General features: G+C 67.5%; 11 protein-coding genes. 6 read left to right on the forward strand and 5 right to left on the reverse strand.

Annotated elements, in window-relative coordinates:
- Positions 1-141: 141 nt before the first annotated feature.
- Entirely contained in the window at positions 142-2,289 is a 2,148-nt protein-coding gene (locus ACCD11_RS19825) for a glycoside hydrolase family 3 N-terminal domain-containing protein (protein WP_413315147.1), read from the reverse strand.
- Between the two features lie 128 nt (positions 2,290-2,417).
- On the opposite strand from ACCD11_RS19825, the gene ACCD11_RS19830 reads away from it, so the two are divergent.
- From ACCD11_RS19830 to ACCD11_RS19845, 4 genes are read left to right on the forward strand one after another with little or no spacing between them, the layout of a single operon-like run.
- The gene (locus ACCD11_RS19830) at positions 2,418-3,713 is read left to right on the forward strand and encodes a glucoamylase family protein (protein ID WP_413315148.1); all 1,296 of its coding nucleotides are present in this window, start codon (positions 2,418-2,420) and stop codon (positions 3,711-3,713) included.
- Between the two features lie 8 nt (positions 3,714-3,721).
- Positions 3,722-5,092 (forward strand): glycoside hydrolase family 15 protein, encoded by a 1,371-nt coding sequence (locus tag ACCD11_RS19835; RefSeq protein ID WP_413315149.1) that lies wholly within the window; start codon positions 3,722-3,724, stop codon positions 5,090-5,092.
- A 2-nt stretch (positions 5,093-5,094) separates the two neighbouring features.
- The gene (locus ACCD11_RS19840) at positions 5,095-6,855 is read left to right on the forward strand and encodes an ABC transporter ATP-binding protein/permease (RefSeq protein WP_007830041.1); all 1,761 of its coding nucleotides are present in this window, start codon (positions 5,095-5,097) and stop codon (positions 6,853-6,855) included.
- Entirely contained in the window at positions 6,852-9,143 is a 2,292-nt protein-coding gene (locus tag ACCD11_RS19845) for a CocE/NonD family hydrolase (protein ID WP_413315150.1), read from the forward strand. Before ACCD11_RS19840 ends, ACCD11_RS19845 begins: the two co-directional genes overlap by 4 nt.
- A gap of 4 nt (positions 9,144-9,147) precedes the next feature.
- Here the strand turns inward: ACCD11_RS19845 and ACCD11_RS19850 are convergent, their stop codons facing one another.
- Both ACCD11_RS19850 and ACCD11_RS19855 read right to left on the reverse strand, forming a co-directional pair.
- Complete coding sequence (locus ACCD11_RS19850) at positions 9,148-10,785, reverse strand: alpha-amylase family glycosyl hydrolase (protein ID WP_413315151.1); 1,638 nt, start codon at positions 10,783-10,785, stop codon at positions 9,148-9,150.
- Positions 10,786-10,881: 96 nt separating this feature from the next.
- The gene (locus ACCD11_RS19855) at positions 10,882-11,391 is read right to left on the reverse strand and encodes a DinB family protein (protein ID WP_007830036.1); all 510 of its coding nucleotides are present in this window, start codon (positions 11,389-11,391) and stop codon (positions 10,882-10,884) included.
- Between the two features lie 126 nt (positions 11,392-11,517).
- Here ACCD11_RS19855 and ACCD11_RS19860 point away from each other — a divergent pair, with 126 nt between their 5' ends.
- A complete protein-coding gene (locus ACCD11_RS19860; protein WP_413315152.1) occupies positions 11,518-12,189 on the forward strand; it encodes a TetR/AcrR family transcriptional regulator in 672 nt (223 codons plus the stop codon).
- Between the two features lie 47 nt (positions 12,190-12,236).
- Here ACCD11_RS19860 and ACCD11_RS19865 read toward each other — a convergent pair whose 3' ends face one another.
- Positions 12,237-12,641 carry a RidA family protein gene (locus tag ACCD11_RS19865; RefSeq protein ID WP_413315153.1) on the reverse strand — a complete coding sequence of 135 codons (405 nt, stop codon included), beginning with the start codon at positions 12,639-12,641 and terminating at the stop codon, positions 12,237-12,239.
- Between the two features lie 131 nt (positions 12,642-12,772).
- Between ACCD11_RS19865 and ACCD11_RS19870 the strand changes: the two genes are divergently transcribed.
- Positions 12,773-13,699, forward strand: a complete 927-nt coding sequence (locus ACCD11_RS19870) for a LysR substrate-binding domain-containing protein (RefSeq protein WP_413315154.1) — start codon at positions 12,773-12,775, stop codon at positions 13,697-13,699.
- Here ACCD11_RS19870 and ACCD11_RS19875 read toward each other — a convergent pair.
- Positions 13,694-14,440: a tRNA-uridine aminocarboxypropyltransferase gene (locus ACCD11_RS19875; protein WP_413315155.1), complete on the reverse strand. Its 747-nt coding sequence runs from the start codon at positions 14,438-14,440 to the stop codon at positions 13,694-13,696. The genes ACCD11_RS19870 and ACCD11_RS19875 overlap by 6 nt on opposite strands.
- Between the last annotated feature and the right edge of the window lie 8 nt (positions 14,441-14,448).

Raw genomic sequence — 14,448 nt, forward strand, 5'->3', positions numbered from 1 at the left:
TAGCAAGACGCGGACGTCAATTGCAGACGCACGACAGACCGCGATCGCTGCGTAACCGCCCTTCGAGGATGCCCGCTTCAGGCTGGCTGCCCTTACCCACGCCCCGCTCACAAACGGCCGGTCTCCTTCAGCGCCAAGGTTTCAACCCAATTCAATGGTCCGACGCAGCAACCCCGATTGCTCGGCACTCGGCCCGACAAGGATCTCCACCTCGCCCGCCTCGAACAAGGGCAGCAGGTCCGGTCCGAGGTAACGCAACTCGGACGCCGGTAACTCCAGCTCGACCGCGCCGGCTTCGCCGGGCATCAATCGCAGCTTCGCGTAGCCCTTGAGTTCCAGCAGCGGCCGGGTGACACGGCTCACCTTTCCGCGCACGAACAGGAAGACGGTCTCTTCAGCCTCGCGCACGCCAACGTTGCGCAGCCTGACGCTGATCTTCAGCGCGTCCTGCTCGCGCACGCGCCGCGGCTCGACCTGGAGTTCGTCGTAGCTGAACCGGCCGTAGGTCAGTCCGTGGCCGAAGGCATACAGCGGCGTGTTGTCGACGTCCTGGTACTTGCTCGTGAAGTAGTCGGCGGGATTCATCGGCCGGCCGGTGGGACGCTGGCCGAAGTGGATCGGCACCTGTCCGACGGCGCGCGGCCAGCTCATCGGCGTGCGGCCGCAGGGCGATGCCCGGCCTGTGACCACGTCGGCGATCGCATGGCCCGCTTCGACGCCGAGGAACCACGCAGCCAGCAGCGCATCGGCGTGTTCGGAAAGCCAGGGAACGACGAGCGGACGGCCCGAAAACAGGATCGCGACGACGGGGATGCCTAGCGCACGTGCACGGGCCGTCACCGCTTCGGCCAGAGCCTGCTGTCGACCGGGAAGCGCGGGTGTGGCGCGGCTGGCCGCCTCGCCGCTCATCGTGGCGCGCTCGCCCAGGCACAGCAGAACGGCGTCGGCGCCCTCGCACAGCGCGACAGCAGCTTCGATGCCGCTGTCGTCGTCGCTCTCGATGGCAACGCCCGGCGCGTGGCGTATGTCGGTCTGCGGCAGCGCGGCGCGCAAGCCGGCAAGCACGCTGACGGCCGGCTCGTGTTCGCCGGCACCCCACCACGGGCCTTTCATCTCGGTGCTCGCGTCGGCCAGCGGGCCGATGACGCACAGTGCCTTGGCCGCCGCGGGCAAGGGCAAGGTGTCACGCTCGTTCTTCAGCATGACGATGGCCCTGCGCGCGGCGTCGCGCGCCACCGCGCGCCGCTCGGCGACAACCGCCGCGGGCTCCGGTGTCGCGCCGCGGCGGTAGGGGTCGTCGAACAGTCCGAGCTGTTCCTTGAGCCGCAACACGCGGCGCACGCTGGCGTCGATCTCCTCGATCGTCACGCGCCCCTGCTCGAGCGCGACCGGCAGGCCCTTGCGGTATGCGTCGGCCATCATGTCGATGTCGACGCCGGCCTTCAGCGCCAGTACCGCGGCATCGACGAGATCGGCGGCAACGCCGTGCTTGATCAATTCCGCGATCGCGTTGTAGTCGCTGACGATGACGCCATCGAAGCCCATCTCGCCGCGCAGCCAGTCGCGCAGCAAGGGAATGTGCGCCGTCATCGGCACGCCATTGAGATCGGTGAAGGCGGGCATCAGCGTCGCGACGCCGGTGCGCACGGCCGCCGCGAAGCCCGGCAGATGCACTTCGCGCAAAGTGCGCTCGGAGATGTCGACGGCGGCGTACTCGCGCCCCGCGGCGACCCCGCCGTACGCGACGAAATGCTTCGCGCAGGCGGCCAGCGATTCGGCCGACGACAGGTCGGCGCCCTGGAAACCGCGCACCTTGGCCTGCGCGATGCGCGCGTTGAGCCAGGGGTCTTCGCCGGGTCCTTCCGCGGTGCGGCCCCAGCGGGGATCGCGCGACACGTCGAGCATCGGCGCGAAGGTCATCGCCAGTCCGTCGGCCGCGCCTTCGCGCGCGGCCTCGCGCGCGGTGCGCTCCCAGAGCTTGTCGTCGAAGGCGCCGGCCTCCGCGAGCGGGATCGGAAAGAGCGTGCGATGGCCATGAATGATGTCCAGGCCGATCAGCAGCGGAATGCCGAGCCGGGACTTCTCGACGGCCAGCCGCTGCATCTCGCGCGTGGGACCGGCACCGACCATGTTCAGCAGATTGCCGACGGTGCCGTCGATGATCGACTGCGTGGAGTCTCCCGCGAGCACCGGCCCGGTGACCGTGTAGCTGGAGGCGGTCATCGTCAGTTGACCCAGTTTTTCGGCCAGCGTCATCCGGGCCATGAGGGAATCGATGCGACTCATCATCAGGGATTTCGAATAGAACCCAGGGGACCTAATGATGGCATGCTGCGGGGGAGCCGTCGGCCGCGTGACGCCGATGATTCGATGAAAACCAACCGTGACACCCGGGACGACAACGAAAGGAACCGTTCGTGCAGAAGGATGACAGGAACCCGAGGGCACTGGCTGCCCTGCCCGATGAAGCCTTGATCGACGCCGTACAGCGGCAGACCTTCCGCTATTTCTGGGACGGTGCGGATGCCGCCAGCGGCCTGGCACTCGACCGCCGCACGCTCGTCAGCGCCACGGGCGAAGACCTGGCCGACGAGAGGGTCGCGATCGGCGGCACGGGCTTCGGCATCATGGCCATGATCGTCGCGGTGGAACGCGGCTGGGTCACGCGGGACGCAGCGCTGGAGCGCCTGGGGCGCATGCGCGACGCCCTCTTCCGCGCCAGGCGCTACCACGGTGCCTTCCCCCACTTCATGGACGCAGCAAGCGGCGCGACGATCCCGATGAGCCCCAAGGACGACGCGGGCGATCTGGTCGAGACCTCGTTCCTCTGCATGGGCCTGCTCTGTGCGCGCCAGTATTTCAGCGAGAACACGGCCGCGGCGCGCCGGTTGCGCAGTGACATCGACACACTGTGGCACGAGGTCGAATGGAACTGGTTCACCCAGGGCGGACGGGACGTGTTGTATTGGCACTGGAGCCCGAACCACGGCTGGGCGATGAACCATGAAGTGCGCGGCTGGAACGAGTGCCTCATCACCTATCTGCTGGCGGCGGCCGCGCCGCGCCATGCGATCGATCCGCGGGTGTACCACCGCGGCTTTGCGGCGGGGGCTGGTTTCCTCAACGGCCGGTCGTACTACGGCATCGAGATACCGCTGGGCATGCCGTATGGCGGCCCGCTGTTCTTCACGCACTACTCGTTCTGCGGCCTCGATCCGCACGGCCTGAAGGATCGCTACGCCGATTACTGGGATCTCAACTGCCGCCACCTGCAGATCAACCGTGCACACTGCATCGCCAATCCTCATGGCCACCCGGGCTACGGCGAATCGTGCTGGGGCCTGACCGCCAGCGACGACCCCGACGGCTACCTCGCGCACGCCCCGGACGTCGACAACGGCACCATTTCGCCGACGGCCGCATTGGCCAGCCTGCCGTATGCGCCCACCGAGGTGATGCAGGTTCTGCGGCATTTCCTCACCGTGCATGGCACGCGCTTGTGGAAGGACTACGGCTTCGTCGATGCGTTCTGCGAACGGCGCGATTGGTTCGCAGAGACTTTTCTCGCCATCGACCAGGGCCCGATCGTCGTGATGATGGAGAACCATCGCACAGGCCTGCTCTGGAAACTGTTCATGAGCGTGCCCGAGGTGCAGGCCGGGCTGCACCGCCTGGACTTCAGCAGCCCGCACCTCGGGTCACCGGCACTGTGACATTCGGCGTGGCGAGTCATCAAGACCCGGCGTTCGAGTCCTGGCTCGACGGACAGCTCTCCCATTCGGCGAGCGCGATGCTGTCCAGCGTCTCGCCGGTGTCGATCGTCAAGCATCGCCCAGGCTTCGGCCAGACCATACGGCCGGTCGCCGGTGCCATCGTCGCCTCGCCGGTGCTCGGCAACTACGACCCTGACCCGGACTACTTCTTCCATTGGTTCCGGGATTCCGCCGTCGTCATCGATGCGCTGCGCCTGCTCTACGTCGAGCGACGCATCGGCGCCGAAGCCCTGCAGCATCTGCGCGACTTCATCCGCTTCAGTCTTGCCTTGAACGCACTCGACGGCCGCGCGATTGCCGCGGTGCAGGACCGCAGGACGCGCGTGGCTCCCGAATTGCTGCAGTACCTGCGCGAGGACCATGAGCTCGCGGGCGTCCACGGCGATGCCGTCGCCGCCGAGACGCGGGTGAACCCCGACGGCACGCTCGATGTCCTGCGTTGGGCGCGCCCCCAGCACGACGGGCCGCCGCTGCGAGCGCTGGCGCTGCTGCGCTGGGTGGCCGGCGGGCACCTCGACGCGGCCCTGCTGGCCGAGGTCGCGCCGCTGATCCGCTTCGACCTCGGCTTCACGCTGCGCCACTGGCGCGAGCCGTCGTTCGACATCTGGGAGGAGGAAAGCGGCCATCACTACTACACGCTGCGCGTCTCGGCAGCAGCGCTGGCCGAAGGCGCGGCATGGCTGGAGGGCCTGGGCGACGCGGCGCAGGCGCAGCGCTGCCGGGAGGAGTCGCAGGCCGTGCTGCGCCTGCTCGATGGCTACTGGGTCGATGAGGAAGGCGCGACGCACGGCTACTACCGTTCGCGCGTGCTGGCCGACGGCCGGCCCAGTCCGAAGGCGCTGGACATCGCGGTGATCCTGTCGGCGATCCACAGCCTCGGCACCGAGGCCTCGCACAGCCCGGCCGATCTGCGCATGCAGGCCACGCTGGCGCGGCTCGACGCACTGTTCGACGCTGCCTATCCGATCAACCACGGCCGTGCCGCAGGCCGTGGCACGGCGATGGGCCGGTACGCCGGCGACGTGTACTGCTCAGGCGGCGCGTACTACTTCTCGACGCTCGGTGCCGCCGAGTTCTGTTTCCGCGCCGCGGCGCTGGGCGGCGATGCATGCCATGGGAACCAGTGGATGGAGCGCGGCGACGCCTACCTGGCCACCGTACGCACATACACGCCGGCCGGCGGTGATCTGTCGGAGCAGTTCGATCAGCACAGCGGCGCGCAGACCTCGGCGAAGCAATTGGCCTGGAGCCACGCCGCGTTCATTTCGTGTGTCTTCGCGCGCCGCATCGCGGCCGCCGCCTCTCAGGCATCGCGGTAACGATGAGCGCAAGGCCAGGCGACCCTGCCGAGCCGGCTGCAAGGACCGGCGTCTTCCGCCAGGTCGGCGAGCTGCTCGGCGCCTTGCGCGTATCCCCGGTCGCGAAAACGCTTGTCGCGCTGATGGGCGCGATCGTCGTGGTCGTCGCGCTCACGGCGTATGGGCAGATCGAGCTCAACAGCTGGAACAAGCCGTTCTACGACGCGATCTCGCGCCGCGACCTGAGCGAATTCATCGTGCAGGTCGGCGTCTTCGCGGTGATTGCGGGCGCGCTGCTGGTCTTGAACGTCGCGCAGCGGTGGCTCGGCGAAACCTTGCAACTGAAGCTGCGAAAGGCAGTGGTCAACGACCTGGTGGGGCTGTGGCTGCAGCCGCGCCGGGCGTTCTGGCTCCAGGCCAGCGGCCCGATGGGTGCCCACCCGGATCAGCGCATGCACGACGACACGCTGAAGCTGTGCGATCTGTCGGTCACCCTCGGCGTGGGCCTGCTGCAGGCCACGATGCTGTTCGGCAGCTTCGCGAGCGTGCTGTGGGTGCTCTCCAAGGACTTCAGCATCTTCTTCGACGGCCAGGACCATGTGTTGCCGGGCTTCATGTTGTGGGCGGCGATTGTCTATGCGGTGGCCGGGTCGCTGGTCACCTACTGGGTCGGCAACGGCCTGATCTCGCGCAACGCCGAGCGCTACGCGCGCGAAGGCGAATTGCGCTTCTCGCTGACGCGCATCAACGAGCATCTGGACGGCATCTCCCTGGCCGGTGGCGAGGCCGACGAGAAGCGTCGCGTCGCCATGCATTTCGGCGACGTGCTGCGCGCCACGTCGCGCGTGGTGCTCGGGCTGACCAACCTGACCTGGGTCACCGCGGGCTTCGGCTGGATCACCATCATCGCGCCGACGCTGGTGGCCGCACCGCTGTATTTCTCGGGGAAGGTTTCGTTCGGCGGCCTGATGATGGCTGCCGCGGCCTTCACGCAGGCGCAGTCGTCGCTGCGCTGGTTCGTCGACAACTTCAGCATCATTGCCGACTGGCGCGCCACGCTGCTGCGCGTGACCGACCTGCGCCGGATGCTGGCGTCCGATCTGGAGGCACGGGCGAGCGGCAGTCGCATCGCCTACGAGGAAGGCGAAGGCGGAACGCTCGCGATCGAAGCGCTGGAAGTTCGCTCCTGGAGCGGCCACGATCGGCTGGACGTTTCGGGCCTGGTCGTGCACCGCGGCCAGCGCGTGCTGATCCTCGGCACGCCGGGTGCCGAGAAGACGCTGCTGTTCCGCTCGCTTGCGGGCCTGTGGCCCTGGGGCTCCGGCACGGTGCGCCGGCCGGGAGGCGAGACGATCCACTACATGCCGCGCGGCACGCCCTACATTCCCCGCGGCACGCTGGCCGAAGTGCTGTCGTATGCGATGGAGCCGACGACCTATCCCAGAGATGCCATGGTGGCCGCGCTGGCAAGCGTGGGCCTCCAGCGCCTGGAACCCTTGCTTGACAGGAAGGGCCGCTGGGAAAGCGAGCTCAGCATGGACGAGCAACTGCGGCTGGGCTTCGCCCGCGTGGTGCTGCAGGCGCCGCCCTGGCTGGTGATGGACGAGGCCTTCAGCGCATTCGACGACGACACGCTCGAACTCATCATCGGCGTGCTTGGCAAGCTCACCCACACGGGCATCATTCACATAGGCTCAGCCGGCGAGGCGCACGACCGGCTGTTCACGCAGGTGGTTCATCTGGTCAAAGCGCCGCACGCCGTGCCCGAGGAGCAGCGACCATGAGACGCCCCCTGCCAACCGTCAGCCGTGCGCGCCGCGCCCTCATGCGGCTGGCTCTTGCGCTCCCTGCCTGGCCCACCGGGTCCCGGGCGGCTGATTTCGGCTTCCGGCCGCCGCGCGACCCGGACGATGCCGCCGCTGCGGACCTGATGCGGGACTTGGCCGAGCGCATCCTGCCGGTGTACCAGGACGCGGACACCGATTCCTTCCTGGCCAACGTCACCGCCCTGCAGATCGTCAGCGGCGCCTACCGTGCAGCCTACGACAGCAGCCGCTCCCTGCGCGACCGGCGCCAGGGCAAGCCCTTCGACGGCCTGGTCGAGCGTGCGATCCTCGATGGCATCTATGCGAATGCGCGCATGCTCGAGGCGGACGGGCGCCTCGGCTTCGCCGAAGCCTACTCGCGCTCGTTCCATGAGCTGGTGTCGCCTCTCGACAACGCGCAGGCCCAGGCCGTCATGGCGCGGCTCGAGATTCCGCCGGCTACATACAGGGAGCCGCTGCGCCAGGCCTTCGATCTCTGGCGCGCGAAGGGCAGCCTCCCGGAGGCCGAGGCATTGGCGCTCGTGCGAACCTGGCTCTCGTTCCAGTCGCGCCGCAGCTTCAGTGCGCTGCTGCCCGAATTGTTCGCCGCGCAAAACGGCAGCCGCTACGTGGCGGAGGCCGACGTCAGGATTCCCGTGCGGGGCGGCGTCATCCATGCCAGCGTGGTCCGGCCCGGCCGCATGGACGGCGCGCTGTCGACGCTGCTGCGCTTCACGCTCGACCCGGCCGAGGACGACGCCAGGCGCAGCGCCGCCAGGGGCTACATCGGCGTCACGGCATACGTGCGCGGACGCACGCACGACGGCAAGGGCGCCGTGTGGCCCTTCATTCGCGACGGCGAAGATGCCGCCGCCGTCATCGACTGGATCGCCCGGCAGGCGTGGAGCGACGGCCGCGTTGCCATGCTCGGCGACGGCTACTCCGGCTACGCCGCCTGGGCCGCCGCGCGCAAGAGGCCGGCGGCGCTCAAGGCCATCGCCACCATCGCGCCGATGGCGCCGGGCATCGACTTCCCGATGGCCGGACAGATCTTCCGCAACGCCATGGTCCGCTGGGCGCAGGAGCACGCGGATGCCGAGCCCCTGCAGGCCGGCATCGACGCCGACGCCGGCCCGGACGCGGTATGGCAGGCACTCGACGCGCGCTGGCATCGCGGCAATCGCCCCTACTGGGACGTGGACCGCGTCCTGCTGGGCAGGCGCAGCAGGCTGATCCACGCCTGGCTGACGCACCCGAGCCACGACCGCTACTGGCAGAAGTTCCTGCCGTCGGCGGAGCAGTTCGCGCGCATCGACATCCCGGTGCTCAGCTTCGCCGGCTACTACGGCGCCGACGCCGGCGCGCTCTACTTCCACCACGAGCATCTTCGCAACCGGCCGCAGGCCGACACGACGCTGCTGCTTGGCCCCTACGACGCGACCTCGATCCGCCGCGGCACGGCGCCGACGCTGCGCGGCTACACGCTGGACCCCGTCGCGCGCGTCGACCTGCCCGAGCTGCGCTACCAATGGCTCGACCACATCCTGAAGGGCGCGAACAAGCCTTCCCTGCTGCTGGATCGCATCAACTACCAGGTGATGGGCGCGGACCAGTGGCGCCATGTGCCGATGCTGGACGCGCAGGAGCGCGCGCCGCTGCGCCTCTATCTCGACACCAATGGGCGCGACGACCCGCACCGCCTGTTGCCGTCGCCGTCCGAAGGCGGTGGCAGCGCGCGGCTCTCGGTCGATCTCGCCGATCGGCGCGACGTGGGCATGCCGTGGCCCGACGCGCTGCGCGTGAAGGAAGTGCCGGCGCGCAACGGCATCAGCTTTGCCAGTGACCCGCTGCCTTCGGACACCGAGATCGCCGGCAGCCTGCGCGGCGTGTTCGACATCACACCCTCGCGGCAGGACGTGGACTTCCACATCTCGCTGTACGAGCAGACGGCGAGCGGCGAATACCAGCTGCTGTTCGACCCCTACGACTTCCGCGCGAGCTACGCCGGCCATCGCGTGCGCCGCCGGCTTCTTCGGGCCGGCGAGCGCCAGCTGCTGGCCTTCACCACCGAGCGGGTCACCGCTTGCAGGCTCGCGGCGGGCAGCCGCATCGTGCTGGTGATCGGCCTCAACAGGCGCCCCGACCGGCAGGTCAATTACGGCAGCGGCAAGGACGTGAACTCGGAAACCATTGCCGACGCGAAATGGCCCGTGCGCGTGCGCTGGCATGCGCGCAGCTACGTCGAGATCCCGACCGGCAAGCCTTGATCCCTCATCGTGTCGTCGGGCCCTTGTCGCTCACCGCGCCGATGAGGACACCTTCGCAAGGCGCCAGCACCAGGGGCCCTTCGATCGATCCGGCGCGCGCAGGATCGGTCGATGCCAGCACGATCGGCTGGCGCGGCAACAGCGCCGGCGATACCGGCGCCGAGGTGGCGCCGAAGTTCAATATCACCACCAGCCGCTGTCCGTCGCTCTCGCGCGCATAGGCGAGCATCTCGTCCCCGGCTTCAAGCGCTTCGTAGCTGCCCCGGTGCAGCGCAGGCTGCGCGCGGCGCAACGCGATGAGGCGCTTGTAGAGCGCCAGCATGGAGCCCGGATCGCGCGACTGCACTTCGACGTTGTGCATGTGCCAGTCGGATGCGAGGCGCAGCCACGGAATTCCCGTCGTGAAGCCGGCGTGCGCTTCGGCGCTCCACTGCATGGGCGTTCTCTCCGGGTCTCGGCCCAGGCCCATGCCGGGCTTGTTCTTCTCGAACGGGTCCTGCACTTCGTCGGCAGGAATGGGGACGTCCGTCATGCCGATCTCGTCGCCGTAGTAGAGCGTGGGCGTGCCGCGCAGCGTGAGCAGCAGCATGGCCGCGAGCCGCGCCATCCGTGGCCCGACGCGGCTTGCAATGCGGGATCTGTCGTGATTGCCCAGCACCCAGTTCGGCTGGGCGCCGGCGGGCAAGGCGGCTTCGTAGTCGCGCACCAGGCGGTCGATGCGCGCCGCCTGCCACTCGGTCGCGATCAGCTGGAAGTTGAAGGGCAGCTGCACACCTTCGAGCACGCCCTGGGCGTTGAGGCCGTAGTAGGCGACCAGGCGCGCGAGCGGCAGGTAGAGCTCGCCGATCAGCACGCGCGACGAGCGTGCATCGCTGAACTCATCGACCACGCGGCGCATTTCGGCCACGATCGGCTGCACCTCCGGCAGGTCCGTGTTGTGAAGCATCGTCAAGCGCAGAAACGGGTCCTGCCCTTCGACGAAATCCGGATTCGGCGGGTTGTCGCGGAACTGCGCGTCCTTGACGATCTGGGAGAGCACGTCGACGCGGAATCCGTCGACGCCGCGCCGGAGCCAGAAGCGCAGCACCTCATACATCGCGGCGCGCACTTCGGGGTTGCGCCAGTTGAGGTCGGGCTGCTCCTTCAGGAACGAATGGGCATAGTACTGCCCGGTGGCCGCATCGAAGCTCCAGGCCGGGCCGCCGAAATTGCCGAGCCAGTTATTGGGCGGCCCGCCGTCGGGCCCCGGGTCGCGCCAGATGTACCAGTTGCGCCGCGCATCACTGCGCGCGCTGCGGCTTTGCACGAACCACGGATGCCGGTCCGACGTGTGGTTGGGCACGAAATCCAGGATGAGCTTGAGCCCCTTCGCATGGGCCTCCTGCACCAGCGCATCGAAGCCATCGAGCGTGCCGAAGCACGGATCGATGTCGCAGAAATCGGAGATGTCGTAGCCGAAGTCGGCCATCGGCGAGGGATAGATCGGCGAGATCCAGACGGCATCGACGCCGAGCGAGACCAGATGATCCAGCCGGGCGCGGATTCCGTCGAGGTCTCCGATGCCATCGCCGTTGCTGTCCTGGAACGAACGCGGGTAGACCTGATAGACGATTCCGCACTTCCACCAGTCGTCAGCTGACATCTTGATCCCCTCATGCTTGGCTTCGAGCGGGGTCATTGTCTCCAGAAACCGTGCGGGGCATCGTCAAGCAGGCCCGGAGCGGACGTAGCAACCCGACTACGCTCGAGCGGCGACCCGCCCTCTCGTCGACGCCTGGGCCTCGTGCAGGTACGTCGTGAAGCCATCCCTGGCCGGTGGAACCGAATTGAGCAGCATCACCGCGCTCACCTGTCCACGATGGCCTGCTCCGTGCGTGACAACATGCATGAGCATCTCCTCGCGGGACATGCGCCCCTGTGCGCCGTCGGTGAACGCGAAGTCGATTCGTTCGGCCAGTTGGTCGAGATCGAGCGTCGACACATAGTCGATGTATTCCTGATCGCTTCTCCGGAGATCGGTGGACAGATCTTCCAGCGTTGGCATCTCGCTCAAGTTGGCCGATGCGTACCCGTGAGCTTCCCGCCTGATGTGGGCGGCGAATATCCGGTCGACCACGTAGGTGTGGCTCAAGGCCTTGATGGCCAATGCGGTGATCGAGGAGCTGTCGCCAAGCCGGGCCAGCGCGGTCAACAGCTGGTCGTTTGCCCAAGCCTTGTATCTGAAGAGGTGATGCAGTGTGTCGTCCATGTCATGGTCTCCTGAGGGGTTTGCGCGCCACGGGTCTTACATGCAGGAAGTTGCGCTGCCTGTCCGCGCCCACTCAGAATATGAGCGATCATTCGCTTTTCATACTCGCATTGATGGCATCTGAAAATGACGAGAAAACCAGTCATCCGGCCCAGGAAAACCGCCATTCAGGAGCGATCGCGCGCGACCGTGGACAACCTGATCGAGGCAACTGCTCGCATTCTGGTCAAGGATGGTTTCGACAAGGCCAGCACCAACCGCATCGCGGAGGTTGCGGGGGTGAGCATCGGCTCGCTCTATCAATATTTCCCCAGCAAGGAGGCACTCGTCGCCGCCGTGATCGAGCGCCACCAGCAGCAGATCATGCAGATGGTGCGCAGCGAGCTGAGCGAGGTCTCGAGCCAGCCGCTGGACCAGGTGATGCGCAGGTTCGTCGCTGTCGCGGTAGAGGCCCACCGTCTCGACCCCCAACTGCATCGGGTGCTCGCCGAACAGATCCCGCGCGTGGGAAAGCTGGAGAAGCTGGAAACCTTCAGTCGTGAAAATTTCAGCCTGTTCAGTACCTATCTAGAAGGAGCCCGGGACGAACTCGGCGTCGACGACCTGGAGCTCGCATCGTTTGTATGTGTCACCACGATCGAGGCGTTGACGCACAACGCGGTGCTGCACCACTCCAGGGTTCTGACCGACGATCGGATGGAAGCGCTCATCGACGAGGGTGCGCGCCTCGTGACCGGCTACCTGAAAGGCCAGCGCGCAAGCCAGCTCCGCGCAGGTCACCATAAGCCCATCCGCTGAGATCGCTCCCATGCAGGCGGCCGGGCGGCCCGTGGCGAGCGCAGGGCTCAGCCCTCATTGTTCTCCGGCAGCCTCGCAATCACCTTGATCTCGAACTGGAATCCGTAGAGCCACGTCACCCCGATCCCCGTCAGCGTCGGGTGCGGCGCTCCGCCCCAGTACTCCGGCACCACCTTCCAGACCGTCTCGAAATTCGACTCCGGATCGACGATGAACACCGTGACGTCGACCACGTCGTCGAACGTGCAGTTCGCCGCCGCAAGGATCGCATTCAGGTTCTCGAACGCCCGCCGGACCTGCGCCTCCAGATCGGGCTCCGGCGAGCCATCGGGGCGGCTGCCGACCTGCCCCGACACGAACAGGAAGCCGTTGGACCGGATCGCCGGCGAGTAGCGATTCTTTTCGTAGAGCGCCTGGCGCCGGGGTGGAAAAACGACGTCGCGCTGAATCATGGATGGATGGCCTTCCCGAAGAAATAACGATGAAGGGACTTTAGGGAGCCGCGCCTCCCGGATAAACGGGCAAGGCCAACAATCACTGTTTGCAGAACCCAAACAATCCGCGCATCCGCAGGAGCAGCACCATGGACCGTTTCGATGCAATGCAGGCATTCGCCCGCGTGGTGGAAGCAGGCAGCTTCACCAAGGCGGCCGAGACGCTTCACATGAGCAAGACCAGCGTGACGCAGCTGGTGCAGCAGCTCGAAGCGAGGCTGCGCGTGAAGCTGCTCAACCGCACGACGCGCAAGGTCAACGTCACTGCCGACGGCGCGGCCTACTACGAGCGCGTGGTGCGCCTGCTGGCCGACATGGACGATGCCGAGACCAGCCTCTCGGGCGCCTCGGCATCGCCCAGGGGCCGGCTGCGCGTGGACGTGCCCAGCCCGCTGGCGCGCACGATCCTGGTGCCGGCGCTGCCGGCGTTCCACGCGCGCTACCCCGACATCCAGCTCGACATGGGCGTGAGCGATCGCATGGTGGACCTGATCGGCGAGAACGTGGACTGCGTGGTGCGCGGCGGCGAACTCACCGACCAGTCGCTCATGGCACGCCGCGTGGGCGATCTGCAGCTCGGCGTGTATGCGGCGCCGAGCTACCTGGAACTCGCCGGCACGCCCTCGCACCCTCAGGACCTGGAAGACACGCATCACCGCATCGTGGGCTTCCTGTGGTCGCGCAACGGCAAGACTTTTCCGTACACCATGCGCCGCGATGGCGAGCACATCGGGGTGCAGGGCCGCTACGTGCTGTCGGTCGACGACGGCAATGCCTACCTCGCGGCTGGTCTGGCCGGACTCGGCATCCTTTGGCTACCCGACTACTTGGCCAAGGCGCACGTGGCGAACGGGGAACTGGTACCTCTGTTCGAGGGCTGGCAGCTCGACCCGATGCCGCTGTACATCGCGTTTCCGCCGAACCGGCACGTCAGCGCCAAGCTGCGCGTGTTCATCGACTGGGTGGCCGGGCTGATGGCGCTGCATGCGCCCATCAGCGGCCGGCGCGGTTCATGAAAGCGGGAGAGCGGACAGCTCGCGCAGCCGCTGATGCGCAGCCCCATCCCATGCAATGGGCTGCTGCTTCTTCGCACTCAGGTAGTGGTGCGTGAAGACCGCGAGATAGGCCTCCAGCGTTTGCTCGGCGGCGTGTTCACCTGCCAGGTTCATGCACAGCGCGGCCACCTCGCTCGTGCAGAAATGGTCGTCGCGGCCGGAGCGGCGCAGCTTGTATTGCGTGATCCGCTCCGGCTGCAGGCTCAGCACGGGCAGCAGGTCGAGGTAAGGGCTCCTGCTGAACATCTTGCGCGCCTCGGCCCAGGTCCCGTCGAACAGGATGAAGAGCGGGCGTTTGGCAGTGCCGGCACGGGTTGGGTCGGGCGACGAGACACTGGCGACCACCCGCTCGGGCGCCGCGTACTGCCCCGGGAACACCACGTACGGTTGCCACTGCGGGTCGCTCAGCAAGGCCAGCAGCGCGGGGTCGGTGTCGGTGCGCATCCAGCCGAAGGCGAAGGTATCGGCCACCACGTCGGCAATCAGCCAACCCGTGTTGGTCGGCTTGAGCGGCTCGATGTCGGCCATGAGCAGGCACACCCCAGCGCGTGTTGCCACCGACGGGCGCACTGCGCACATGCAGTGGCTGGGCACCAGCCGGCAGCCGGCGCAGCGCTCGCGCTTGAAGCCCCCGCGGGCCAGAAAGGGTTTGGCGCTTCGCGCCAGGCGCGCGGCGCGAAGGAGGGAAACGGCGTGGGGCATGCGGGGAT

The sequence above is a fragment of the Variovorax sp. Varisp36 genome (genome assembly GCF_047304235.1).
Lineage (GTDB): Bacteria > Pseudomonadota > Gammaproteobacteria > Burkholderiales > Burkholderiaceae_C > Variovorax.